The organism is Nocardia pseudovaccinii (assembly GCF_050942345.1).
GTDB classification, from domain to species: Bacteria; Actinomycetota; Actinomycetes; order Mycobacteriales; family Mycobacteriaceae; genus Nocardia; species Nocardia pseudovaccinii.
Window position 1 is genome coordinate 804,141 of record NZ_CP192074.1, and the last position, 24,975, is coordinate 829,115.

25 protein-coding genes are annotated in these 24,975 nt (G+C 65.9%); 20 read left to right on the forward strand and 5 right to left on the reverse strand.

Annotated elements, in window-relative coordinates; genetic code table 11:
- Positions 1–209 precede the first annotated feature (209 nt).
- A complete protein-coding gene (locus tag ACQPZ2_RS03605) occupies positions 210–1,580 on the forward strand; it encodes an amidase (protein ID WP_433527307.1) in 1,371 nt (456 codons plus the stop codon).
- A gap of 245 nt (positions 1,581–1,825) precedes the next feature.
- On the opposite strand, the gene ACQPZ2_RS03610 is transcribed toward ACQPZ2_RS03605, so the two are convergent.
- The 3 genes from ACQPZ2_RS03610 to ACQPZ2_RS03620 all read right to left on the reverse strand — a co-directional run bounded on the left by ACQPZ2_RS03610 (position 1,826) and on the right by ACQPZ2_RS03620 (position 5,615).
- Positions 1,826–2,716, reverse strand: a complete 891-nt coding sequence (locus tag ACQPZ2_RS03610) for a LysR family transcriptional regulator (RefSeq protein ID WP_063042803.1) — start codon at positions 2,714–2,716, stop codon at positions 1,826–1,828.
- A gap of 437 nt (positions 2,717–3,153) precedes the next feature.
- On the reverse strand, positions 3,154–4,026 hold the full coding sequence (locus ACQPZ2_RS03615; protein ID WP_433527308.1) for an SDR family oxidoreductase: 873 nt from the start codon (positions 4,024–4,026) through the stop codon (positions 3,154–3,156).
- 65 nt (positions 4,027–4,091) lie between these two features.
- The gene (locus ACQPZ2_RS03620; RefSeq protein ID WP_433527309.1) at positions 4,092–5,615 is read right to left on the reverse strand and encodes an aldehyde dehydrogenase family protein; all 1,524 of its coding nucleotides are present in this window, start codon (positions 5,613–5,615) and stop codon (positions 4,092–4,094) included.
- A 299-nt stretch (positions 5,616–5,914) separates the two neighbouring features.
- Between ACQPZ2_RS03620 and ACQPZ2_RS03625 the strand changes: the two genes are divergently transcribed.
- A complete protein-coding gene (locus ACQPZ2_RS03625; protein ID WP_433524293.1) occupies positions 5,915–7,207 on the forward strand; it encodes a PucR family transcriptional regulator in 1,293 nt (430 codons plus the stop codon).
- Between the two features lie 11 nt (positions 7,208–7,218).
- On the opposite strand, the gene ACQPZ2_RS03630 is transcribed toward ACQPZ2_RS03625, so the two are convergent.
- Positions 7,219–7,470 carry a DUF2277 domain-containing protein gene (locus ACQPZ2_RS03630; RefSeq protein WP_063042800.1) on the reverse strand — a complete coding sequence of 84 codons (252 nt, stop codon included), beginning with the start codon at positions 7,468–7,470 and terminating at the stop codon, positions 7,219–7,221.
- Positions 7,471–7,579: 109 nt separating this feature from the next.
- Between ACQPZ2_RS03630 and ACQPZ2_RS03635 the strand changes: the two genes are divergently transcribed.
- The gene (locus ACQPZ2_RS03635) at positions 7,580–8,413 is read left to right on the forward strand and encodes a DUF1266 domain-containing protein (protein ID WP_433524294.1); all 834 of its coding nucleotides are present in this window, start codon (positions 7,580–7,582) and stop codon (positions 8,411–8,413) included.
- On the opposite strand, the gene ACQPZ2_RS03640 is transcribed toward ACQPZ2_RS03635, so the two are convergent.
- On the reverse strand, positions 8,393–9,340 hold the full coding sequence (locus ACQPZ2_RS03640; RefSeq protein ID WP_433524295.1) for a hypothetical protein: 948 nt from the start codon (positions 9,338–9,340) through the stop codon (positions 8,393–8,395). The genes ACQPZ2_RS03635 and ACQPZ2_RS03640 overlap by 21 nt on opposite strands.
- Before the next feature lie 279 nt (positions 9,341–9,619).
- Here ACQPZ2_RS03640 and ftsH point away from each other — a divergent pair, with 279 nt between their 5' ends.
- The 17 genes from ftsH to ACQPZ2_RS03725 all read left to right on the forward strand — a co-directional run bounded on the left by ftsH (position 9,620) and on the right by ACQPZ2_RS03725 (position 24,920).
- Complete coding sequence (gene ftsH / locus ACQPZ2_RS03645) at positions 9,620–12,001, forward strand: ATP-dependent zinc metalloprotease FtsH (protein ID WP_433524296.1); 2,382 nt, start codon at positions 9,620–9,622, stop codon at positions 11,999–12,001.
- A gap of 199 nt (positions 12,002–12,200) precedes the next feature.
- The gene (folE, locus tag ACQPZ2_RS03650; protein WP_040686186.1) at positions 12,201–12,791 is read left to right on the forward strand and encodes a GTP cyclohydrolase I FolE; all 591 of its coding nucleotides are present in this window, start codon (positions 12,201–12,203) and stop codon (positions 12,789–12,791) included.
- Positions 12,792–12,871: 80 nt separating this feature from the next.
- Positions 12,872–13,699, forward strand: coding sequence for a dihydropteroate synthase (folP, locus tag ACQPZ2_RS03655; protein WP_433527310.1), 828 nt, complete (start codon positions 12,872–12,874; stop codon positions 13,697–13,699).
- A gap of 44 nt (positions 13,700–13,743) precedes the next feature.
- Positions 13,744–14,130, forward strand: a complete 387-nt coding sequence (gene folB / locus ACQPZ2_RS03660) for a dihydroneopterin aldolase (protein WP_433527311.1) — start codon at positions 13,744–13,746, stop codon at positions 14,128–14,130.
- Positions 14,127–14,663, forward strand: coding sequence for a 2-amino-4-hydroxy-6-hydroxymethyldihydropteridine diphosphokinase (folK, locus tag ACQPZ2_RS03665; protein ID WP_433524297.1), 537 nt, complete (start codon positions 14,127–14,129; stop codon positions 14,661–14,663). The genes folB and folK overlap by 4 nt, the downstream gene beginning before the upstream one ends.
- 2 nt (positions 14,664–14,665) lie before the next feature.
- Entirely contained in the window at positions 14,666–15,136 is a 471-nt protein-coding gene (locus ACQPZ2_RS03670) for a DUF3180 domain-containing protein (RefSeq protein WP_433527312.1), read from the forward strand.
- A 70-nt stretch (positions 15,137–15,206) separates the two neighbouring features.
- Positions 15,207–16,241, forward strand: coding sequence for a DUF6779 domain-containing protein (locus tag ACQPZ2_RS03675; RefSeq protein ID WP_433524298.1), 1,035 nt, complete (start codon positions 15,207–15,209; stop codon positions 16,239–16,241).
- Positions 16,242–16,676: 435 nt separating this feature from the next.
- Entirely contained in the window at positions 16,677–17,621 is a 945-nt protein-coding gene (locus ACQPZ2_RS03680) for a Rossmann-like and DUF2520 domain-containing protein (RefSeq protein ID WP_433524299.1), read from the forward strand.
- On the forward strand, positions 17,618–18,610 hold the full coding sequence (gene panC / locus ACQPZ2_RS03685) for a pantoate--beta-alanine ligase (RefSeq protein ID WP_433524300.1): 993 nt from the start codon (positions 17,618–17,620) through the stop codon (positions 18,608–18,610). Before ACQPZ2_RS03680 ends, panC begins: the two co-directional genes overlap by 4 nt.
- A gap of 14 nt (positions 18,611–18,624) precedes the next feature.
- Complete coding sequence (gene panD / locus ACQPZ2_RS03690) at positions 18,625–19,044, forward strand: aspartate 1-decarboxylase (RefSeq protein ID WP_040686161.1); 420 nt, start codon at positions 18,625–18,627, stop codon at positions 19,042–19,044.
- Entirely contained in the window at positions 19,044–19,838 is a 795-nt protein-coding gene (locus tag ACQPZ2_RS03695) for a type III pantothenate kinase (RefSeq protein WP_433524301.1), read from the forward strand. Before panD ends, ACQPZ2_RS03695 begins: the two co-directional genes overlap by 1 nt.
- Before the next feature lie 179 nt (positions 19,839–20,017).
- Positions 20,018–20,614, forward strand: coding sequence for a cysteine dioxygenase (locus ACQPZ2_RS03700; RefSeq protein WP_433524302.1), 597 nt, complete (start codon positions 20,018–20,020; stop codon positions 20,612–20,614).
- 8 nt (positions 20,615–20,622) lie between these two features.
- Positions 20,623–21,045 carry a rhodanese-like domain-containing protein gene (locus ACQPZ2_RS03705; protein WP_063042793.1) on the forward strand — a complete coding sequence of 141 codons (423 nt, stop codon included), beginning with the start codon at positions 20,623–20,625 and terminating at the stop codon, positions 21,043–21,045.
- 310 nt (positions 21,046–21,355) lie between these two features.
- Positions 21,356–22,822 (forward strand): lysine--tRNA ligase, encoded by a 1,467-nt coding sequence (gene lysS, locus ACQPZ2_RS03710; protein WP_433527313.1) that lies wholly within the window; start codon positions 21,356–21,358, stop codon positions 22,820–22,822.
- Between the two features lie 115 nt (positions 22,823–22,937).
- Positions 22,938–23,297 carry a histone-like nucleoid-structuring protein Lsr2 gene (locus tag ACQPZ2_RS03715; RefSeq protein ID WP_040686163.1) on the forward strand — a complete coding sequence of 120 codons (360 nt, stop codon included), beginning with the start codon at positions 22,938–22,940 and terminating at the stop codon, positions 23,295–23,297.
- A 251-nt stretch (positions 23,298–23,548) separates the two neighbouring features.
- The gene (locus tag ACQPZ2_RS03720) at positions 23,549–24,109 is read left to right on the forward strand and encodes an FHA domain-containing protein (RefSeq protein WP_245672443.1); all 561 of its coding nucleotides are present in this window, start codon (positions 23,549–23,551) and stop codon (positions 24,107–24,109) included.
- A 136-nt stretch (positions 24,110–24,245) separates the two neighbouring features.
- Positions 24,246–24,920 (forward strand): DUF1772 domain-containing protein, encoded by a 675-nt coding sequence (locus tag ACQPZ2_RS03725; protein WP_433524303.1) that lies wholly within the window; start codon positions 24,246–24,248, stop codon positions 24,918–24,920.
- Positions 24,921–24,975 lie beyond the last annotated feature (55 nt).

Below are 24,975 nucleotides of genomic sequence, written 5' to 3' on the forward strand. Positions count from 1 at the left end.
CGACGGGCGCGGAGGCGGTAGCGGAGCGTGACCACGGAAAAACCCGGGAACAGCGCCGTAAATCGAATACCGTGACGGCCGCGGCGGGTGGCGTCGCGGCGGCGGATCCGACAGCGACGGATTCGACCGCTCCGGAGGCTGTTGAAGCCCCGGAGGTGCAGGCCGCCCGTGGGGTCGCGGTGGGCGGGACCGACGCCGTACATGCTTCGATGGATTCCAGCATGCCACGCGAAACCGGCCTGTCACGAGGTCCGGCGGCGGCAATCGCGGCGAGTGTGCGTGACGGCTCGCTGACGCCGACCGAAACCGTCGATACCGCGCTGGATCTGATCGCCGCCGAGAACCGAAAGACGAATGCGTTCACGGTCGTTCGCTCGGCTAAAGCACGGGCCGAGGCACTCGCGCTGGAACAGCGTTCCGATCTGGATCTGCTGCCGCTGGCGGGTGTGCCCATCGCGATAAAACACAACATCGCGGTCGAGGGTGAATCGGTTCTCGCCGGTTCCACCGCGACCGATACCCGCCCGGCGACCGCCGACCACCCGGTGGTGTGCAGGCTGCGGGCCGCGGGCGCGGTGGTGGTCGGGCTGACCGCGGTCCCCGAACTCGGCCTGTGGGGTACGACCGAGAGCGAGGGCCGCATCGGTCGGAACCCGTGGAATTCCGCCCGCAGCTCCGGTGGCTCGTCCGGTGGTTCGGCCGCGGCCGTGGCGGCCGGGTTGGTGCCGGTGGCGCACGGCAACGACGGGCTTGGTTCGGTGCGCATTCCCGCGGCCTGCTGCGGGGTGTTCGGGCTCAAGCCGGGGCGGCACACCGTACCGGCCGAGGTAGGCGTCGATTCCTGGTCCGGGATGGTCGAAAACGGTGTGCTCGCAACGACAGTCGGCGATGCCGCACTCATGCTGTCGGTGCTGGCCGCGCGTCCGGACCTAGCCGAGTTGGAACCGCCGGGCCGACTACGCATCGGGCTGGCCGTGGCGCCACCGTCCCGGATGTTCCGGGTCGATCGGCACTGGACCGCGGCGGCCCGCACCGCTGCTTCGGCCGCCGCCGCGGCCGGGCACCTGGTGGAATCGGTGACACTGCCCTACGGCGAATCGCTCGTTTCGGTCGGCCTGCGCTGGTTGGCATACGGCGCGCGGGAGGCCGCGAATCTCGTCCGCCCCGAACGTCTGCAGCGGCGCACCCGCCGCCACATCGCACTCGGTCGGCTCGTCCAGCGGCTGCGGCTGGTACGCCCGGCGCAGGTGGACCGGGTCGAGGCGCAACTGCTGGATTTCTTCGAGCGCTACCACGTGGTGATCACCCCGACGCTCGCCGCCCCGCCACCCCGGGCCAGGGCCTGGCACACTCTCGGTTGGCTCGCGAATGTTGTTATCAGCGCTCGGTATTCACCGTTCACACCGCTGTGGAATCTGGTCGGCTGGCCCGCTGCCTCGATCCCGATGGGAATGCACCCGAGATCCAAAACACCGGTCGCCGCCCAACTCACGGCACCGCCCGGTAGTGAATCGATCCTGCTGCGCCTCGCGGCTCAACTCGAGTCGATCCACCCCTGGAAGCGAACGGTGAACGACTAAATCCGATTGCCGCGCCTGCGGCGCGGCGTGTTCGCGGCCCCGGGTGTCTCGCGTCCGGCCCTTTCGAGCGACCTGCAAGCAGTCGCTGACGGCGCCGTCGAGACATACGACTGCGTCGTATGCGCTTCGACGACTCGGCTGTGTTCGATGGCCGCGCCTTCGGCGCGGACGCGAGACGGGCCGCGAACGGGTTGCTCGTAAGACTCGCTCCGTCGGGCTGGGAGGAGCTTGACCGGGACGAGCGATCAGCCTGCGATAGCGGGCTGATGCTGCACCGCGAAACCACCGTCCACCGCGCGTGCGGCGAATTCGAGGATGGTGGGCCGGTTGTCGTCGGCGCGCCAGGCCACCGCAAGTTCGCACGGGGCGAGTCCGGCGAGCGGGCGAGCGGTCAGACCCGGCCAGCGGTACATCGGCACATTGTTCTCGGCCAGCAGGCAGACGCCGAGGCCGAGGCTCACGGCCTCCAGCTTGTCCTCGGGGGTCGCCGCTTCGGCGCCGATCTTGGGCTGACGGCCGTTGCGGGCATCGTTGCCGAGCCAGAAGTCGCGCACCGCACCGGCCTCGGTGGGCAGTGCGATGAACGGTTCGTCCAGCAGGTCGGCGAAGTCGATGGTGTCGTTCTCGGCCAGCGGATGGTTCTCCGGCAGCAGCACCCAGCGCGGCTCGGTGCGCAGCACCTGCCAGCGGTATCGGTTCGGATCGGGTAGTGGAAGCCAGACCAGAGCGAGGTCGGCCTGTCGACCGGCCAGACCACTGGACGGGTCGGTCCAGGAGGCGGCGTGCAGCGCCAGGCGGTGCCCGCTCGCGCTCTCCAGATCGTTGAGCAGCCCGCGGCCGAGCGCGGATTGGATGCCGACGCGCAGCACCTCACCCGCCTCCTGCAGGGAGACGTTGGTGACCTCCCACAGCTCGAGGATCTTGCGGGCGCCTTCGAGTAGCTCCTTGCCCGCGACGGTCAGCGCGACGCTGCGCTGGTTGCGGTCGAACAGGACCACGTCGAGCTGGCGTTCCAGCTGACGAATCTGACGCGAGAGGGTGGGTTGAGCGATGTGCAGCCGCTGAGCGGCGTTGGTGAAGTGCAGTTCCTCAGCGACGGCGACGAAATACCGCAGGTCGCGCAAATGCGGGTCCATAGCCCCTTGCTATCAGAATCGGTCCTGAATTTCCAGCCTATTGAGGCCGGAAAGTCTGGATATGGCAGCCGAAACAGTCGGCAGGTTTGTTAGACACAGCATATGGCTTGTCATGGTCATTTGCATCATCGACTCCGCGAATCTCCAGCACTCGGGACCCGCGCTGCCGCGCGCAAGTTAATTGGGCATATGACCAGCAACGATGCGGCGACGATGGGGTCTGTGGACCGCGCCGGGGAGGTGCTGAAGTGTGGCCGGTCACTGTCGGGAAACCGGCCCGCAACGAGGGTGATGCCGTTAGGGGTAGCTGAAGTGATGTTGGTCACAATTTTGTTTGCTGTCTCGTTCGAACGGTCCGGAGACGGCAGTCGCGGGGGTGTTCGGACGCGCGAAGGCGCCGTGGTCGATGACCCGGCCACGGCGCCTTCGTCGATCGCTCAGAGGCTGCGTGCCCGATCCTCGTAGGCCTTGCGCTTGGCCACGTCCACGTCGTCGAGGAAGGCATTGCTCGAACCCAGCGCCCTGGCCAGTCCATCGGCCACCGGCTCGGGCAGCAGATTCACCAGCTGCGACAGGAATCCGGCCACCGCGGTGACCCGGACCTTGGACTTCGGCTCGGCGATCAGCGCGGCGATCGCATCGGCGATCTCCTCCGGTTCGGCCGGGCGCAGCAGCTTCGGGCCGCTCACGCCGGAGCCGAGTTCGGTATTCGTCAGCGTCGGCAGCACCGAGGAGAACGCGACACCCGAACCCCGGTACTCCTCGCGCAGGGTGTCGGTGAAGCCGAGCACCGCATGCTTGCTGGCGTTGTATGTCGCCAGGCCCGGGATATGCGTTTCGCCGGCGAGCGAGGCGATATTGATGATGTGTCCGCGCTTGCGCGGCAGCATGCGGGCCAGGCCCAGCTTGGAGCCGAGGATCACGCCGTAGACATTGATATCCAGAATCCGGCGGGTGATCTGGTCCGGCTCATCGGCGAATCTGCCGGTCGGCATGATGCCCGCATTGTTGATCAGCACGTCGATCGGGCCGACGGTGCGCTCGACCTCGTCGAGGAAGCTCTCGAACGAGCTGGGATCGGTGACGTCGAGCCGCCCGTACAGCTCGAAATCGCGGGCGGTGCCGGACTCCTTGACCGTGGTCTCGTCGATATCGCCGATCGCGATCTTGGCGCCGAGCGCCTGCAGTGCGGTCGCCGTGGCCAGTCCGATGCCGCGCGCGCCACCGGTGATGACGACGACCTTGCCGCGAACCTTCGCCCCGTCTGTGTTGGATTTGCGGAGCTCCCGGTGCCCTCCGTGCGCGCGCACCCCTTGCGGGGCGCCGCTCTGACGGCCCCCACCTTGTGCCTCCGGGCCCTTCGCTCGCTCCGCGGTCACTTGTTGTCTCCCTTGAGTTTCAGAATTGCGGCAATGTCGATGCGACGCAGTCCGCGAGCTCCCGCGGCACGCATCGCGCCGAGCCCGAACAGCACCTTCGGCATCTGGTACGGGAACCAGAGCAGTTCCTTCTGCTGGGTCGGCAGGATCGGCGTGGTGATCGCCTTCTGCCTGCAGTATTTGCGAACTCCGTTCGGACCGCCCCAGCGTGCGCCGACACCGGATTGCCCCCAACCGCCCATCGGCAGCGCGAAGCTGAACAGGTTGACGAAGACGTCGTTGATATTCACCGCTCCGGCTTCGAGGGCACGGGCCACACGCTCGCCGCGATCCTTATCGCCGGTCCAGACCGAGGCCGAGAGGCCGTAGATCGAATCATTGGCCAGCCGAACGGCTTCCGCCTCGTCGGCGACCTTGATCACCGGCAGGGTCGGGCCGAAGGTCTCCTCGGTAATGCAGGACATGGTGTGGTCGACATCGACGAGCACGGTCGGTTCGAACAGAGTGCCGACACCGGTGCGCTTGCCACCGGTGGTCACCTTGGCGCCCGCCGCGACGGCCTCGTCGACATGCCGCTGCACGATCTGGACCTGGTTCTCGTTGGCCAGCGCGCCCACGTCGTATTTGGACTCGCGACCGTCCAGGCCCTGGCGCAGATTCTCGACCGCATCGGTGAGCTTGGCGACGAATTCGTCGTAGACCGGAGCCTCGACATACACCCGCTCCACCGAAATGCAGACCTGGCCCGAGTTGAACATGCCGCCGAAGGCGATGCCGTGCGCGGCCCGATCCAGATCGGCGTCGGCCAGCACAATCGCCGGATCCTTACCGCCCAATTCCAGGCTGTAGGGAATCAACCGCTCGACACAGGCGGCGGCGATCTTGCGCCCGGTCGCGGTCGAACCCGTGAACTGGATGTAGTCGGCATTCTCGACCACCGCGGCACCGGTCGCACCAGCGCCGGTGACCACGGCGAAAACCGGCGGCGCACCGATTTCGGCCCAGCCCCTTGCCAATTCGATCGCCGAAAGCGGAGTCACCTCCGACGGCTTGAGGATCACCGCGGCACCGGCGGCCAGCGCCGGGATCACATCGATGACCGGCATGGCCAGCGGGAAGTTCCACGGCGTGATCACGCCGACCACGGGATACGGCTTGTACACGGTGGTCAGCTTCTTGACCCGGGCCAGCGGGCTGTGCGGCGAGGGATGGTCGTCGGCGAGGAATTTCCCGGCCCGGCGCGCGTAGTAGCCGATGAGATCGGTCGAGAAGGCCGGGTCGATCAGCGCGTCCACGCGGGGCTTGCCCGCCTCGGCCTGCAGCACATCGGCCAGATGCTCGGTGTTGTCGATGATCCAGTCCTGCAGCTTCAGCAGCCATTCCTTGCGCCCGTCGGGGCCGATGGCCTCCCATTCCGGCTGGTACAGGCGCAATTCGCGGATCTTTGCCGCGACCGCGTCAGCGCTCTCGTTCGGCACGGACCCGACCACCGCCCCGGTGCCCGGATTGCGTACCTCGATCGGTGCCGGAGCGGTGTCCGATTCGCGGCGCTCCCGGGGCGCTCCGTGGTCACGCTCCGCTACTGCCTCCGCGCCCGTCGCTCGCGCCGCGTCTTGTTTCGCCGTTGTCTTACGCGCAGTTTTCTTCTCGGCCGCGCCGGGCACCGTATCGGTCACGCTGTTCTCCCACTGACGTTGTGCTGATCGCTGTGAATCAGTTCACTGACCTATGATCGTGGCACAAGGTTCTCGGACTTTCTTGGCCCGATTTGTCAACGAATGAGGCTGTTTTTGTTCTCTAGGTACAACCCGGAGGTTTCATGACCACCGGCCGCCCGGCGGCGATCAGCCCGAATAGCGCGGTGGTTCGCGACTGGCTGGCCGAATACGTCTACGAGACCATGCGCACCCGGGCGCTCGAACAGGTCGTCGATCGCCTCGACAACGCGATCATCGCGCATATCCCGGAACTCGCCGATCGCGATATGCGCCGCGACCTGGCTGCGAGCACCCGCGCACACGCGCGGGTGGTGCTGGCCAATCTCACCAGCGACACCATCGAATTCGCCTTGCCGGAGGAGGCACACGCCTTCGCCCGAACCCTCGCCCGACGCGGTTACGACCTGCGGCTGCTGCTGCGGACCTATCACGTCGGGCAGGAGGCGGTACTCGACTACATGACCGACGCCGTCGACGAACGGCAGCCCCCGCCCGAGATCGAGCGGGCGGTAATGCTGCGACTGTTCGAGCGTTCCACCAGATGGGTCAGCATTTCGGTGGAGACGCTCACCGATACCTACATGGAGGAACGCGAGCGGGTCATGCGCGCCGCGCTCAACCGGCGCACCGAAATCGTGCGTGCCCTGCTCGCCGGTGACGAACTCGATATCGACCAGGCCTCGGTCCGGCTCGGCTATCGACTTGCCAAGCAGCACTTGGCATTTGTGCTGTGGACCGATGAGACCACCGGTGAGCAGGACAGCGAGGCGAGCGGGCTGCTGGATCGGGTCGCGACGCGATTGGGCACAGCGCTCGGCAGTGGCCACGTGCTCACCGTGGCCTCCGGCGCGAGCGGCATGTGGGCCTGGGCTGGTTTGGACGACGACGCGCATGCCGCCGAATTGGCGGTGCCAGGGGAGATCGAGCGAATCGTGCACGGTCAGGTCGAGCCGCCGGTGCGGGCCGCGTTCGGGGTGCCCGCGCCGCAGACCGCCGGGTTCCGGCAGAGCCATCACGAGGCCGTCGCGGCCAGGCACGTCGCCGAGCGCGGTCCAGCGGATCGAGCGCGGGTCACCGCATATCGCGAGGTGGAGATCGCCTATCTGGCGGGCGCCGACGACGCGGCCATGCGCGGTCTGATCGGGCGCGAATTACGCGCACTGGCGGGCCGTGATGTCAATGCCACACGACTGCGCGAAACACTGCACGCATATCTGAAAAGCCATCGCAGCCCGGAGGCCACGGCGAAATTACTCGATGTGCACAAGAACACGGTCCGCTATCGGATCCAGCGGATCGAGGAACTGCTCGGCCATCCGATCGAAGCGCGCAGCCTGCCGCTGGAGATCGCACTGGCCTGCGTCGCCACCTACGGCGCAGACGCCCTACCTTGAAACGCTACGAACTACTCCGCCTCCGCGACCTGGCGTAGTGGCGGTTCGGTGACCGGTGCGACGCGCACATCCGGTAAATCCGCGAGCAATTGCGTGGTCGCCGCCGCGATGGCGTTCACCGCCTTGTCGACGGCTGCCTTGGTTGTGGTGCTCAGGCCGGACACGCCACCGACCGTACGCACATACTGCAGTGCGGCAGCATAGATTTCCTGCTCGGTAGGCGCAGGATCCAGGCCACGAAGGAGGGTGATGTTGCTACTCATGGGAGCACACTACTGCCCATGGTCGGGGTAAGGCAGGCCAAGAAACAGATCCGACAAAGCCGAGCGATTACACAGGTCCATCCAAGATCGATGGTGAACAATCGGGGGTATGCCTGCCCGCGGTGTACCCACCTTGACAACATTCCCCTACGACGAGCTCGACAAGCGGGAAGAGGACCACTGGTCCGGCGCGGCGGTATCGGATGACGAATTGCGTGCGCTTGCACTCGGCGGCTTCTATTCGGTGCGCTGGGATGCCTTCCACGACGCGCTGCTGCTCGGTCCCGAGCGCGACCATCCGCTCGGTGACCGGCGTGAACTCGCCATCGATACGCTCACCGGCGCATGGGGCATCACCGACGGCACCGAGGCGCAGGCCTCGATGGAGCAGTTGCTCGAGGGTATGCACGCGCCGCTGTACGCGATGGTGCATCCGCTGGTGATGGCGTCGATCAATGCCAGTGAACGCGACCGGTTCGGTGAGCGGGCCGATCGGCACCGCGCCTTCCTGCGGCAGGTGGGCTCGTTCCGGGGGATGGACAATCCGGAGGCGCTGGTCCGCGATTACGACATCTGGTCGCAGGCGATCAAAATCGGTTTCACCGATCATCTGGCCCGTCCGCTGCCGAGCGATATCCATGCCTGGGATCTGGCCCGGGTGGTCGCGGTGGCCCGAATGGCCTTCACCGCGGGTTATCTCGACGCCGAGGTGGCCTGGGATTATTTGATGCGGGCGCTGCCGCTGGCTCAGCGCAAATACCAGAATTGGCGCCAATTCGGCGATGCCTACCTGACCGGCTGGACCTACTGGCAGGCCTGTGAGGATCTGGCCGAACTCAAGAACGGCGGCGTGGATCGGCGCATGGAACTGCTGCGCCTGTGGTTGCGTCCGACCAGCCCGTGGCGGCGGATCACGCTGCAATCAGTGCCCGTCGGGGAGTGAGCGCAGAATCCCGCGGCCGTAGCGCTGGAACTGTCCGTCATCGACCATGCCGAGAGAATGCCGCTCCACCAGCAATTCCCATTCGGAATAGAGCTGCGCGACGCCCGGATCGGCCGGTCCGGCCGCGCCGTCGGCCGAATCGCGCCGGACGGCGAAATTCACCGCGCAGGTGACGCGCTCGGTATCGGCTCGATCGTTGCCGGTGAAATGCAACGTGACGTTTCCGTCGTGCACATCGATGCCGGTCTCGCCGCGCACCGGGCCGATCTCACCGGGTGTCGTGACGGCGCCGTCGGTGGTGCGAGCCCACATGACGACCGGAATGGGTAGCTCGTGGGCGTACCTGTCGCCGGGGCCGATGGAGATGAACAGCAGCCGTCCGGTGGTCGCGGCCAGCAGTCCGGGGCCGGTGCCTGCGGGCGGATGTGCGACGACGATGGCGGTCTCCAGCACGTATTCGTCGATGGTGACGTAGCGGTGCAGGGCGGCTATCGCCGCCTTGGCTTCGCGTTTGGGGGCCATCCGCCGCACGGCTCGATCGACATCGGCTCTGGTCGGCCCGCTCTTACCCCACTGCGGGGCGGGCGGCTGCAGATCGGGTGCGGCCACATCGATGCGCTGGCTGGCCAAAATCTGACCGTTGATGCGCTCGACGATCTCGGCGGCCGCGGGGAAATCGTGTTCGGCTATCAATACCGGTAGCGGGGTGCGGTCGGCGGGCACGCCGGTGAGCACGGGCGTGGGATAACGCAGATAGATCTCGATGACGACGGCATCGTCGGCGCGGCGGTTCAGCCGGACCTTGAGCAGATCGGTGACCGGCACATCGAGGACGCGCTCGCCATCGCTGCCCGGGCGTAGAACGATCAGTCGTCCACGGCCGTGCCGCAGTATCGCTGTGGGTGTCCGTAGCTCAACTATGTCCATACCCCCTGCGCTCTTATGTGTCGTCGCTCACGATAGGCCGAACATGACATGATTGTGACCACTTGGCGTAACCCGACCGGAGACTTCGGGAACCACGGACGTTCCCCGACCGTTTACCTGTCGAACTACACCAGCTGCCGAACTGCGCGATGTATCGACTAGACCGTACGCGGTAACGTGGCATGTCCGCATCCGAACTACCGGACGGGACGCGCCCGACGCCACGCTAGGCATGCACCGGAGACACCCGGAAAGGACTGGCCGCCCGGCCTAAGCTCTATGAACCGCAAGACTGTGTTTCGCACCCTGGCCATAGTCTCGGGCATCTTGCTCGTGATCTATGCGTTCAGCTATTTCGGCAATGACACGCGCGGCTGGAAGAGCGTCGATACCTCGGTGGCGTTGAGTCAGCTGAACGACAAGAGCAACGTCAAGAACGTCCAGATCGACGATCGTGAGCAGCAGCTGCGCATCGAGCTGAACAACGGGAACGACGCGACTTCCGGCTCCAAGAAGATCATTGCCAAGTATCCGGGCGGCAGTGAGACCTCCAACCAGGTCTTCGACACCGTGCAGAAGTCCGGCGCACCGTTCAACACCGTGGTCAAGCAGGACAGCTGGTTCACCCAGATCCTGCTGTTCGTGCTGCCGATGGTGATCTTGCTGGGCCTGTTCATCTTTGTGATGTCGCGCATGCAGGGCGGTGGTCGCGGCGGCATGATGGGCTTCGGCAAGTCCAAGGCCAAACAGCTGTCCAAGGACATGCCCAAGACCACCTTCGCGGATGTGGCCGGCGCCGACGAGGCCGTCGAAGAGCTGTACGAAATCAAGGACTTCCTGCAGAACCCGGTCCGCTACCAGGCACTGGGCGCGAAGATCCCGAAGGGCGTGCTGCTCTACGGCCCGCCCGGTACCGGTAAGACCCTGCTGGCGCGCGCCGTCGCGGGCGAGGCCGGGGTGCCGTTCTTCACCATCTCCGGTTCGGACTTCGTCGAAATGTTCGTCGGTGTCGGCGCCTCCCGCGTGCGCGACCTGTTCGAACAGGCCAAGCAGAACAGCCCGTGCATCATCTTCGTCGACGAGATCGACGCGGTCGGCCGCCAGCGTGGCGCCGGCCTCGGCGGCGGCCACGACGAGCGCGAGCAGACCCTGAACCAGTTGCTCGTCGAGATGGACGGCTTCGGCGATCGCACCGGCATCATCCTGATCGCCGCGACCAACCGCCCCGACATCCTCGATCCGGCGCTGCTGCGGCCGGGCCGCTTCGACCGGCAGATCCCGGTCAGCAATCCGGATCTGGCCGGACGGCGCGCCATCCTGCGGGTGCATTCGCAGGGCAAGCCGATCTCGCCCGAGGCCGATCTCGACGGTCTGGCCAAGCGCACCGTCGGCATGTCCGGCGCGGATCTGGCCAATGTCGTCAACGAGGCCGCGCTGCTCACCGCACGCGAGAACGGCGCGGTGATCAGCGGGGAGCAGCTCGAGGAATCGGTGGACCGCGTCATCGGTGGTCCGCGCCGCAAGAGCCGCATCATCAGCGAGCACGAGAAGAAGATCACCGCCTACCACGAGGGTGGTCACACCCTGGCCGCCTGGGCGATGCCGGATATCGAGCCGGTCTACAAGGTCACCATTCTGGCCCGCGGCCGCACCGGCGGCCACGCCATGACGGTGCCCGAGGACGACAAGGGCCTGATGACTCGCTCGGAGATGATCGCCCGCCTGGTCATGGCGATGGGCGGCCGCGCGGCCGAGGAACTGGTGTTCCACGAGCCGACCACCGGCGCGTCCTCGGATATCGACCAGGCCACCAAGATCGCGCGCGCGATGGTCACCGAATACGGCATGAGCGCGCGGCTGGGCGCGGTGCGCTACGGCCAGGAGCAGGGCGACCCGTTCCTCGGACGTTCGATGGGCATGGGTTCGGATTACTCGCACGAGGTTGCCGGTGCCATCGACGAGGAGGTGCGCAATCTCATCGAGGCCGCGCACACCGAGGCGTGGGCCATCCTCAACGAGTACCGCGATGTGCTCGATGTGCTCGCCACGGCACTGCTGGAGCGGGAGACCTTGCACCGCAAGGATCTCGAGGAGATCCTCGCCGCGGTGGAGAAGCGTCCGCGCATCACCGCGTTCAACGATTTCGGCGAGCGCGTGCCGTCGGACAAGCCCCCGGTGAAGACCCCGGGTGAACTGGCCGCCGAACGCGGCGAGCCGTGGCCCCCGCAGGCGCCGGGCCTGCCGAAGCTGCCGCAGCGCGAACCCGCCGCGGCCAATGGCTATCCGGACGGCGGTTATCAGGAACCGCGCTATGGCGGCGGTCACCCCCAGCAGCCCGCGCCCGGTTACCCGTTGCCGCAGGCGCCCTCCCCGGCTTATCCGCGACAGGGCGCGACGCACGGCTCGCGGCCGGATTACGGTGCTCCGGCCGGTTGGTCCGCTCCGGGCTGGCCGCCGCGCGACGAGCCGCAGCAGCAGTCGGGTCAGCCCGGTTACGGCGGCTGGCAGGGTGAGCCGCAGCCGCGCCACGGCTACCCGCAGCCGCAGCAGCCATGGGGTCAGCCGGGCCGCGGCAACGACGGCTATGACGAGCCCGCCAACGGCACCGGGAATAACGAGGGCGAGAACCACGATTGGGATGGACCGAACGGTCGGCACTGACACGTGCCGATTAGGCTCGACCATCTGGGTGCGGGGAGATTGCTCGCGCCCGAGATTTTGGAGGTGTCCTCGATTGTCGGCCAACAATCACGTCGGTGGGCCCGGGCATGTGAGCGGTGGTGCCGTTGCGAATGCCAAAGCTTTCGACGAATTCGACGAACCGGTCAAGTACAACGGTGTCGGCCCGGCCGAACCGGATCTGATCGCACTGGAGACCGGCAGCCCGTTCGACCAGCCCCGCGCCGAGGCCGCGATCCGGGAATTGCTGATCGCGGTCGGTGAGAATCCGGACCGGCCCGGCCTGATCGATACGCCCGCACGGGTGGCCCGCGCATACCGGGAGATGTTCGCCGGGCTCTTCACCGAGCCGGATGCGGTGCTGAACACCACCTTCGACGAGGGCCACCAGGAACTGGTGCTGGTTCGCGATATCCCGCTGTATTCGACCTGTGAGCACCATCTGGTGTCGTTCCACGGCGTCGCGCACGTCGGCTACATTCCGGGCCCGCACGGCCGGGTGACCGGACTGTCCAAACTGGCCAGGCTGGTCGATCTGTACGCCAAGCGTCCGCAGGTGCAGGAGCGGCTGACCAGCCAGATCGCAGATGCCGTCATGCGCAAGCTGGATCCGCGCGGCGCCATCGTCGTGATCGAGGCCGAGCACCTGTGCATGGCCATGCGCGGTATCCGCAAGCCCGGCGCCAGCACCACCACCTCCGCTGTGCGCGGTCTGCTGCAGTCCAACGCCGCCTCGCGGGCCGAGGCCCTCGATCTGATCCTGCGGAAGTGAGGCACCGCGCGGTGTCGACCCACGCCCCCGATTCCCTCCGGAGCAGTGTCGCGCCGCGCGATAGTCGCTCCTGCGTGGTGATGGGCGTCGTGAACGTCACCAGCGATTCGTTCTCCGACGGCGGCCGTTATCTCGATCCGAGCCTTGCCATCGCACACGGCATAGAGCTGTACGAGGCGGGCGCCGACATCATCGATATCGGCGGCGAGTCGACCCGGCCCGGTGCGGTGCGGATCGACCCGGAAACCGAGGCCGCGCGGGTGGTTCCGGTCATTCGCGGCTTGGTAGCTGCCGGTGTGCCGACCAGTGTGGACACCATGCGGGCCGGTGTCGCCGAGGCGGCGATCGCGGCCGGAGTTTCGGTCGTCAACGATGTCTCCGGTGGCCGCGCCGATCCCGATATGGTGAAAGTCGTTGCGGCAGCTGAGGTTCCGTGGATCCTCATGCACTGGCGGGCGGGCGCGGACTATCGGCACACCGGTCCGGCCGACCACTACGACGATGTGGTCGCCGAGGTGCTCGCCGAATTGACCGCACAGGTGGATCTGGCCGTTGCGGCCGGCGTGGATCGGTCCCGGCTGGTACTCGATCCCGGCCTCGGCTTCGCCAAGAATGCCGAACACAATTGGGCGCTGCTCGGCGCACTGCCCGAATTGGTCGGCCACGGGCTGCCGATTCTCATCGGCGCCTCCCGTAAACGATTCCTCGGCGCCCTGCTCGCCGATGCCGATGGGCCGCGCCCGCCCGACGGCCGGGAGACCGCCACCGCGACGGTGTCGGCGCTGGCCGCCCTGCACGGCGCCTGGGGTGTCCGCGTCCACGATGTGCGCGCCTCGCTGGATGCTATTGCCGTGACCGACGCCTGGCTGCGTGCCGCCCGAAACAGCACCAGAGGAGCCGATCTATGACCGCAGCATCGCGCAGCGCTTCGATGAGGGGTGGTGGCCGGGAGATGGGTGGGCCCGAGCAGCTGGACCGGATCGAGCTGCGCGGCCTGCGCGCCTATGGCTATCACGGCTGCTTCGACTACGAACGCCGCGACGGCCAGGAGTTCCTGGTCGATCTGACGGTATGGACCGATTTCGCCGCCGCCGCGGCCACCGACGACCTCGCGAACACCATCGACTACGGTGTCCTCGCCGAGCGCGCCGTGCAGATCATCCAGGGCCCGCCGCGCAATCTCATCGAAAAGGTGGTCGCCGAGATCGCCGACGATGTGATGACCGATCCCCGCATCCAGTCGGTCGAGGTCGTCGTGCACAAACCGTCCGCGCCGATTCCGCATACCTTCGCCGATGTCCGCGTGGTCACCTCGCGGCAGCGGGGAGTGGTGGCATGAGTAGCGCCGTCTTGTCGATCGGCTCGAATCTGGGCGATCGGCTCGCACATCTGCGCAGTGTTGTCGAGGGGCTGGGGGATCGGGTGGTCGCGGTTTCGCCGGTGTACTCGACTGCGCCATGGGGCGGGGTCGATCAGGACGACTATCTCAATGCCGTTGTGCTGGTTGATGATCCGGAGTTCGGTGCGCACGATTGGCTGCGCATCGGACAACAGCTGGAGCAGGCCGCCGGGCGGGTGCGCGAGGTGCGTTGGGGCGCACGTACTCTCGATGTCGACGTGGTGTGGTGTGCCGAGGGCGGCGTGGTGTGCCGCAGCGGCGATCCGGAATTGACCCTGCCGCATCCACAGGCGCACAACCGGGCCTTTGTGCTCATCCCCTGGCTGGATGTGCAGCCGGACGCGGAACTCGATGTCGATGGAACCGCCCGGCCGGTGCGCGACCGGCTCGCCGAACTCGACGCGGCCGAGCGCGCCGGAGTCCGGCCGACCGAATTCGTGCTGTCGGCCGCCGCGGAGGGATCGGCGTCGTGAAACTGAAGCCGACCCGGATTCTCGATCTCATCGCCAATGTCGTCATCGCGGCGCTCATCGCCTGGGTGCTCACGCGGATGGCCTATGGCAGTTTCCCGCCGATCTCGATTTACGCGGGCGCATCGCTTTATCCGGTCGCCGCGATCGAAGTCGCGCTCGGCTTCGTAATTCGCGGACGGGTCAGTGAACATCAGATCGGCGACGGCAGCCACCAGTTGCATCCGATCACCGCGGCCCGCGCGGTCGCGCTCGCGAAGGCGTCCGCGCAGGTCGGCTCGCTTGCCGCCGGTGTCTGGCTCGGGTTCCTTTTCTGGGTCTTTCCGCAGCGCGGCACCTTGAATGCGGCGGGTGCGGATAGTCCCGGCGCCATTGTCGGGATGCTGGCGGGGGTGGCTTTGGTTGCTGCGGCGCTATGGCTGGAGTATTGCTGTCGGGCTCCCGAGGACCCTTCAGACGATCCGGCAACTACATAGCAAATAATCTCGCCGGAATCACCGCACGGGAATCTGGGCGCGGCTGGCTGATCAAGCTACCCTGGCGTGCATGGTTTCACCCTCCCGTAGCAGCACCTCTCGTCGACGGCGGGACGACGCGGGAAAATTGTTCATCGGCGTATTGATTCTGCTCGGTCTGGTTGCCAGCGTTTTCCTGGTTTTCAGTGACCGTCTGCAGTTTGTTCGGATCGGCTTGGTGGCGGCGCTGTGGGCGGCCGTCGTCGGCGCTTTGGCCGCGACGCGGTACCGCAAGGAAGCCACGATCGATAAGGCCAAGGTCCGTGACCTGCAGACGGTGTACGAGCTCCAGTTGGAACGCGAGGTGACCGCCCGACGCGAATACGAGCTCGGCGTCGAAGCGCGGGTGCGCGCGGAAGTGGGTGCCGATGCGGCCGAAATGGCCGCGCTGCGCGCCGAACTGACCGTGCTTCGCGAGAGTCTGCAGCGGCTCTTCGACGGTGATCTGCCGATGGATCGACCCGCATTGCGCGCCGATGCGACCCGGATTCAAGAGTTGCCGAGCGCATTCGGAAATTCGGCCAACAATAGCTCGGCGAATGCCGACACCTGGCTGGACATGGCGTTCCAGCAATCGCCCAGCACCTTTACCCCGGTCTTCGAATCGGATCATCCGGAGCCCCCGCGGTTCGCCAGCCCCTTCGACGACCCGGTGACCGCGGAGACCGCGATCGTCTCCGCCGACGATTTCGATGATGCGGATATCGCCGACGCCGAGGTCGACAACGACCCAGTCACCACCACCGGCGGCTGGGCCGACGCGTTCACCGAGGATCCGGAAAAGACCGGTGTCCCCCCGCGGCTGCAGCCGTTGGAGTACACCGTGCCGCCGCGCCTTTCGGAGCCGGAGCCCACCGCGTCCGAAGCCGAGCCACCGGAGCCGTCCACCCCGACGCCACATCCGGAGCACCCGACGACCACCGTCCCGCCGCTGGGCACCGCCACCTCCCGCCGCCGTCGCCGCGTCGATCCGAACGCCGACTCCGGCAATTCCTCGCGCCGACTTTCGGTGGCCGAGATCATGGCGAACCTGCAGTCCGAAGAAAAGGGACGCACTGGGCGCTGATCCACGTCGAACGGTGACGGATCCGCATCCTGCCCTTGAATGGAGCGAGTCTTACGAGCGGCCCGTTCGCGGCCAAGGGGCCGAAGCGCATGCGCCGTGGGCTCGGGACTCGTCTGCCCCGTGCGTGTGCCGGGAGTGCCGAACGATCCGTCATCCGCGACCACGGCGGAGCGAGTCTTACGAGCGACCGTTCGCGGCCCGTCTCGCATCCGAGTCGTCGAAGCGCATGCGACGAAGTCGCGAGTCTCGACGACTCGGACGCGAGACACCCGGGGGCCGCGAACACGCCGCGCGAAGGCGCGGCAAATCAGACACAGCACTGCGTTGTAAATCACGCGGTGCCCCGTGGCATCGGCAAGCCACGGGCCGATATTCTCGGTGCGGAACGTCTGGTACCCGGCTGTCCGGGACTGGAACGACATCGAGAGGACAACGTTGACCTCGAGAAGCGTCAACCCTGACAACGCTGCTTCGGGCGACCCCGCGCCTGCACGCTTGACGGTGGGAATCGTCTCGGCGGGACGCGTCGGCTCCGCACTCGGCGCGGCGCTCGAGCGTGCCGGACACGTGGTGTTCGGCGTGGCCGCCATTTCCGATGCCTCGGTGCATCGGGCCCGCACCCGACTACCCGATTCCGAGATCCTGCCGGTCGAGGAGGTGGCCGCACGCAGCGAACTGCTGCTGCTTGCCGTACCCGACGCCGAACTACCCGGGCTGGTGCGCGGGCTCGCATCCGCGGGGGTGGTCCGGGCAGGCACCATCGTCGCGCACACCTCCGGCGCCAATGGCGTCGGCGTGCTTGCTCCGCTGGCCGAGCGTGGCGTACTGCCGCTGGCCATCCATCCGGCCATGACCTTCACCGGACACGACGAGGACGTCGCCCGGCTCGGCAATGCCTGCTTCGGCATTACCGCCGCCGACGAAATCGGCTTCGCCATCGCGCAATCGCTGGTGATCGAAATGGGCGGCGAGCCGGTCCGAGTGCAGGAAGAAAATCGCCAGCTCTATCACGCCGCGCTCGCACACGGCAGTAATCACCTGGTGACGGTCATCCTGGACGCGGTCGACGCACTGCGCGCCGCGCTGGCGGGCCCCGGCCTGCTCGGCCAGCAGATCGTCGACGATCAACCCAACGGTCTGGCCGAACGCCTGCTCGCCCCCTTGGCCTCCGCCGCGCTCGACAATGCCCTGCGCCGCGGTCAGTCCGCGCTGACCGGCCCGGTGGCGCGTGGCGATGCGGATGCCGTTGCCGCCCATCTGACCGCTCTGGAAGCGGTCGATATACGGCTGGCCGCGGGCTATCGCGCCATATCGCTGCGCACGGCCGAACGCGCCAAGACCAATCCGGCTCTGATCGAGCTGCTGGAAGGAGGCCGATGATGGATCCGAAATTGCGCGGCGCTTACCGCCGCGGCGAGCTGACCGTGCACCACGATCCCGAGGTGATCGCCGCGGTCTCCAAGGCCCTGCGCGGGGTCGGCCGTACCGTCGGCCTGGTGCCGACCATGGGCGCACTGCACGAGGGACACCTCGAGATCGTGCGCCGGGCCAAGCGGACCAATCAGGTGGTCATCGTCTCGATTTTCGTGAATCCCCTGCAGTTCGGTGCGAACGAGGATCTGGACAAATATCCGCGGACCCTCGACGCCGACGTCGAGTTGCTGCGCGACGAGGGTGTGGAGCTGGTATTCGCGCCGAGCGCGTCGGATATGTATCCGGACGGGCCGCGCACCACCGTGCATCCGGGCCCGATAGGCGCCGAGCTCGAAGGAGCCAGCCGCCCGACGCATTTCGCGGGCATGCTGACGGTGGTCGCGAAGCTGCTGAATATCGCGCGCCCGACCGAGGCTTTCTTCGGCGAGAAGGACTATCAGCAGCTCACGCTGATCCGGCAGATGGTGCGTGATCTGAATATGGACGTCAAGATCGTGCCGCTGCCGACGGTTCGCGAACCCGACGGTCTCGCACTGTCCTCCCGCAATCGGTATCTCGATGCGGCACAGCGCGAATCGGCGCTGGCTCTGTCGGCGGCGCTGGCCGCGGGTCGGCATGCGGGCGCGCTCGGCGCCGATGCCGTGCTGGCGGCCGCCCGCGCAGTGCTCGATGCGACCCCCGGTGTCGATGCCGACTATCTCGAATTGCGGTCGTCCACGCTCGGCCCCGCCCCCGCGAACGGCAATGCGCGACTGCTCATCGCCGCCAAGGTCGGCTCGACCCGCCTGATCGACAACACGGCCATCGCGCTCGGCGCCTCCGTCGATGGCGGCAGTGTTGTTTCGAGCGACCTGCAAGCAGTCGCTAGCGGCCCCACACTTCCCGATTCGCGCACCGCCGCGACCGACTCCCAGCCTGCCCAGGCCAATATTTAGGAAGGGCGACAGCGATGTTGCGCACCATGATGAAGTCGAAGATCCACCGTGCCACGGTGACCCACGCCGATCTGCACTATGTCGGTTCGGTGACCGTCGACCAGGATCTGCTCGACGCCGCCGATCTGCTCGAGGGTGAGCAGGTCTGCATTGTCGATATCGATAACGGCGCCCGGCTGGAGACCTATGTGATCGCCGGTGAGCGCGGCTCCGGTGTTATCGGGATCAATGGCGCCGCCGCCCATCTCGTGCATCCCGGCGATCTGGTCATCCTGATCGCCTACGGCATGATGGACGAGGCGGAGCTGAAGGAATATGCCCCGAAGGTCGTCTTCGTCGACGAGCACAATCGCGCGACCGATCTCGGTTCCGATCCGGCGCATGCCCCGGCGGGTTCCGGTCTGGTCACCCCGCGCTCACTGACCACCGTCTGATGCTGCTGGCCATCGATGTCCGAAATACGAGCATCGAGCTCGGATTGTTCTCGGGCAGTGGTAATCACGCGAAGTTGGCGCGGCACTGGCGGATGCATACCAATCCGCTGCTGACCGCGGATGAATTCGCCATGCAAGTGCGCGGATTGGTCGGCGATCAGGTCGAGGAGATCGTCGGAGTTTCGGCGTTGTCCACCGTGCCGCCGGTACTGCGCGAGATCAGATCGATGCTCAATCGCTATTGGGATCATGTGCCGCATGTGGTGGTGGAACCCGGTGTGCGAACCGGTATTCCGCTGCTCGTCGACAATCCCAAGGAAATCGGCGCGGACCGCATCGTGAACACCCTTGCCGCACATCATCGTTTCGGCACGGCCGCGATTGTCGTGGATTTCGGCACCGCCACCACCGTTGATCTGGTGTCGGCCAAGGGCGAGTTTCTCGGCGGTGTGCTCGCACCGGGAGTGGAGATCTCCAGCGAGGCGCTCATCGAGCGTGCCGCATTGCGCCGGGTGGAGTTGGCGCGCCCGCGTTCGGTGGTCGGCAAGAACACCGTCGAGGCCATCCAATCCGGCGCGATATTCGGCTTCGCCGGTTTGGTGGACGGCCTGATCGATCGGATTCGCGATGAATTCGACGCATTCGCCGGTGACGATGTCGCGGTGGTCGCGACCGGCGCCACCGCACCGTTGATCGTGCCGGAATCGGAGACCATCGACCACCACGAGCCGCATCTCACATTGACCGGATTGCGCCTGGTCTACGAGCGCAATCAGCGCCGTAGGGGCAGTTGATATGCCCACCCGGAGTGCTCACGCATGACCAGGCGCTTTGCCGCCGGTTTTCGCGCTGCTACACTCGCATCCGTGTATTCCCGCGTGAGCACCCAGGAGTGTTGTCGAGGCTGACCTGCCTCGACCGTTCGAGGCTGACCAAGTCCCTCGACCGTTGACATACTCCTGGAGATTCGCTGATGCGTTCTTCTGTTCTTTCCCTCGATTCCGCACGTAGTGCCCTTTCGGCCACCCCGCCGTTGGATCGTGCCGTCTCCTCCGCATTACCCACCCGCCTGCGTCCCGCCGATTTGCTCCGGCTGACCGACGAGGGCGCCGAAGACGTACTCGCGGGACGTTACGACCATCTGTTGCCCGCCAATGGAATTTGGCCCGCCGATGAGCGCTGGGCCACTCGGCTGCTTTCCGACGACGAGGTCGATGTCTGGCTGATCAGCTGGACTCCCGGCAAGTCCACCGAATTGCACGACCACGCCGGTTCGCTCGGCGCACTGACCGTGCTCAGCGGCGCGCTCTCGGAATTCCGCTGGAACGGAACGGAACTGCGCAGGCGCACGCTGACCGCGGGAGACCAGGCCTCGTTCCCGATCGGCTGGGTGCACGATGTGATGCGCGCGCCAGCTGCAATGGAATCTGCCGGGCCGCTCGATCCGACGCTCAGCGTGCACGCTTATTCACCGCCGCTCACCGCCATGTCCTATTACGAGGTGACCGGCCACGGCACCCTGCGGCGCTCCCGAACCGTCCTCACCGACCAGCCCGAAGGTGATATGTGATGACCCGTTTGTCCATCGATCAGATGCTCGAGAACGCGCGGGCCCGCCTGAATCGGATCTATGCCTTCGAAACGCCGCAGGCGCTCGATCGGGGCGCGATTCTGGTCGATATCCGGCCGCAGGCGCAGCGCGCACGTGAGGGCGCACTGCCGGGCGCGCTGGTGATCGAACGGAATGTCTTGGAATGGCGTTTGGATCCGTCGAGTTCGGCCCGGCTGGCACTGGCCACCGATCACGATGTGGAATGGATCGTCGTCTGCTCGGAGGGCTTTACCTCCAGTCTCGCCGCGGCCGCGCTGCAGGAACTCGGCCTGCATCGGGCCACCGATGTGATCGGTGGCTATCAGGCAATGAAGGCGGCCGGTCTGCTCAGTGTCGGGGTCCGGGCACCGCACTTCGCCCGCGAGGTCGAGGCGCTGGCAACACTGTAAATTCGGGCCGAAACCACTTCCATCTCGAAACATACGGGCGCGCAATGGCTTTCGGATGATTGCCGGAGTGCGCCCGCTATTCGGCGTCCCGGAGAAGGTCGCGAAACAGGACATGACGGACCGTTCCGGGCCCCGCTGATTCGTTAGCGGTCGGTCGTGCCCGGGCGGCCCGCAAATCGATTTCCGGTGCCCGCTAGTGTTGTTGAACGTGAGCAACCCGAACACGCCTTCATCCGGTCGCTCCGCGGGTTCGGTTCCTGCGGGGCAAGCCAACCGTCCCGCGCCCGCTGCGGACGATGTTCCGGAGCAGATGCGGATTCGGCGCGAGAAGCGCGAGCGGTTGATCGCCGATGGCGGTGATGCCTATCCGGTGGTGGTGCCGCGCACACATACTCTCGGCGAAATTCGGGCCGCCTATCCGGAGCTCGAGCCGGACACCCAGACCGGTCTGCAGGCCGGTGTCGTCGGGCGCGTCATTTTCCTGCGTAATACCGGCAAGCTGTGTTTCGCGACGCTGCAGGAGGGTGACGGCACCAAACTGCAGGCGATGATCAGCCTCAACGGTGTCGGAGCCGACGCACTGGCGGCCTGGAAGGCCGATGTAGACCTCGGAGACTTCGTATTCGTGCACGGCGAGGTGATCTCCTCACGAACCGGTGAATTGAGCGTTATGGCCGATTCCTGGGCCATGTCGGCCAAGGCCCTGCGGCCGCTGCCGGTGGCGCACAAGGAGATGAACGAGGAGTCGCGGGTTCGGCAGCGCTATGTCGATCTGATCGTGCGCCCCGAGGCCAGGGAAATGGCCAGGACCAGGGTCGCGGTGGTGCGCGCGATGCGCAACGCGCTCGAGCGCCGCGGCTTCCTCGAGGTGGAGACGCCGATGCTGCAGACGCTGCACGGCGGTGCGGCGGCGCGACCGTTCGTCACCCATTCCAATGCCCTCGATATCGATCTCTACCTGCGAATTGCGCCCGAACTGTTCCTCAAGCGCTGTGTGGTCGGTGGCCTGGAACAGGTCTTCGAGATCAACAGGAACTTCCGGAACGAGGGGTCGGACTCCACGCACTCCCCAGAGTTCGCAATGTTGGAAACCTATGAGGCGTACGGCACCTACGATGACTCCGCACGGATGATTCGGGAATTGGTGCAGGAAGTTGCCGAGGAGGTCTTCGGCACGCAGGTGGTAACCCTTGCAGATGGCACCGAATACGATCTCCGCGGTGAGTGGGCGACGGTCGAGATGTACCCCTCACTGTCGGACGCACTGGGTGTATCGGTGACTCCGGAAACTTCGATCGAGGAATTACTTGCACTCGCAGATCGGGTCGGACTCGAAATTCCCGAGGACAAGGGCTATGGCCACGGCAAACTTGTCGAAGAACTGTGGGAGCACCAGTACGGTGACAAGCTCTACGCCCCGACTTTCGTGCGTGACTTCCCGGTCGAGACATCACCGCTGACCAGACAGCATCGCAGCAAGCCCGGAGTTACCGAGAAGTGGGACCTCTATGTGCGCGGCTTCGAGTTGGCAACTGGCTATTCGGAGTTGGTCGATCCGGTGATCCAGCGCGAGCGGTTCGTGGATCAAGCGCGGCTTGCCGCACAAGGTGATGACGAGGCGATGGCACTCGACGAGGACTTCCTCGCCGCGATGGAGCACGGCATGCCTCCGACAACGGGTACGGGTATGGGAATCGATCGCTTGTTGATGGCACTCACGGGATTGGGAATCCGGGAAACGATACTGTTCCCAATTGTGCGTCCAGTCACTCGCTGACGATCGGATTGCATAGTTCGGCCCTCGTCTTGGAATTTTTCGAATTCGGGGTATTCTTGCCTCGGGTAATCGGCCTAGTATGCGGGTCGCACGATTTCGAGAGGACGTTCATCTCATGGCAAAGAAGGTCACCGTTAGCCTGATCGACGATGTCGATGGTGAGTCCATCGCGGACGAGACCATTGAGTTTGCGATCGACGGTGTGTCGTACGAGATCGACCTGTCGTCGGCAAATGCGGCGAAGCTGCGCGACGGCTTGGAAGAGTGGGTTTCGAGTGCTCGGCGGGTCAGTGGTCGGCGGCGGGTCAAGGCTGCGGTCGCTGCTCCCGGAGCTGCAAAGAGCCGGGTCTCGATCGATCGTGAACAAAGCGCTGCAATTCGCGAGTGGGCGCGCCGGAATGGACACAAGGTGTCCGCGCGGGGTCGTATCTCGGCCGACATCACCGATGCGTACAACAAGGCCGCGAAGGGCTGAGTTCTTATTTAATTGGGCTGCCGCCCGGGCGAATCGTGCGACGCCCGGGCGGCGTCTCGTTTGTGATAGGCCTTCGATATGAGGAAGGTTCGGAGTCGACTCGATCTTGCTCGCGGTACCAGGACGCGGCACCATGGAACTGTGCGAAGAGCGTCACTGGCGGTATGGAGAGATGAGGTATCGGCGCAGTGACTGGTTTCGTCGGATCGCTATTGCGATTCACTGATGACTCGGGTCGGCAGCAGGAGTTCATGCTCACCCCGGACCAGCAGCGCGTCACCATCGGACGTTCCCCGCAGGCCGATCTGGCGCTGCGCTGGGACGCGGAGGTCTCGCGGCTGCATGCTGCCGTCGAGTATCTCGGCGCGCACTGGACGATCGTCGATGACGGCCTGTCCCGCAACGGCACCTTCGTCAACGGCGAGCGACTCGTCGGGCGGCGTCGGTTGATGGCGGGCGATCGGATCCGGGTCGGTACCTCGCTGGTCTCGTTCCACGATTTCGGCGGCGTTGTCGACGATGCGACGCGGACCTCGACCGGCACTATTCCCACGCTGCGCTCACTGACCGATACCCAGCGCGCGGTGCTGGTCGCGCTGTGCCGTCCATATAAGAACGGCGCGGGTTTCGCGACCCCGGCTTCGAATCAACAGATCGCCGAGGAATTGTTCCTCAGCGTCGATGCGATCAAGACACATCTGCGGGCACTGTTCGCCAAGTTCGGTGTGGAAAATCTGCCGCAGAATCAGAAAAGAGTCCGACTGGCCGGTTTGGCCATGCAAAGTGGGTTGATCTCCGACCGGGACTTGTGACGCGGGCGGGCGTGGACTCTCGCTTAGGTAGCCGAGCGCTTGAACCATGGATGGTCGCGACGGTTGCCGGTGTACTTGATTCATCGCCGGACCGAGCAAATCGGATCAGGTCCGGGTTCCGAGGCAGGAGAAATTCATGTTCGCGCTACGACTCGCCGCGCTGGTGGCGGCCACCCTCGCAACCGGCTTGATCGCGGGCGTTTTCTACGCTTATGCGATATCGGTGATGCCTGCGCTGAACCGCACCGACGATCGCGTGCTGATCGATGTGATGCAGAAGATCAATGTGGTCATCATCAACCCGTGGTTCATGCTCGGATTCCTCGGCACCGTCGGCTTCACCCTGCTCGCGGCGGCGCTGCACCTGGGCAAGGAACACCGCACCACCTTGATCTGGCTCGGTGTGGCCCTGGCACTCAATGTGATCGCCTTCGCGGTCACCTCCGGATTGAATGTCCCACTCAACGACCAACTCGCGGCGGCAGGCGACCCGGCCCAGATCGGTGACCTGGCAAAGGTGCGCGCCGATTTCGAATCCGCTTGGGTCCGTTGGAATATCCTCCGCGCCATCCTGCACACACTGGCCTTCCTGGTGCTGACCGGGGCGCTGTTCGTGGCCGGTATTCAGCACGGCCGCACGCAAGCCGCGGGTACGGTTGGCACACAGCAGATTTCGCAGTCTCGGCCGATGCCGAGTGTCGGTCCGCAGTCCGCCGGTCAGCCGTACCGGGCGCCGATCATGGCTCAGCAGTACGGATTCGGACAGGGACAGCCCGGCTTGCAGCCGATGGGTGCGCATTCTCTGGCGTAGGAATCCACCGCCAGTTCTCTGCCGCAGTCGGCGGGTCGATCAGTGATCGGCTCGC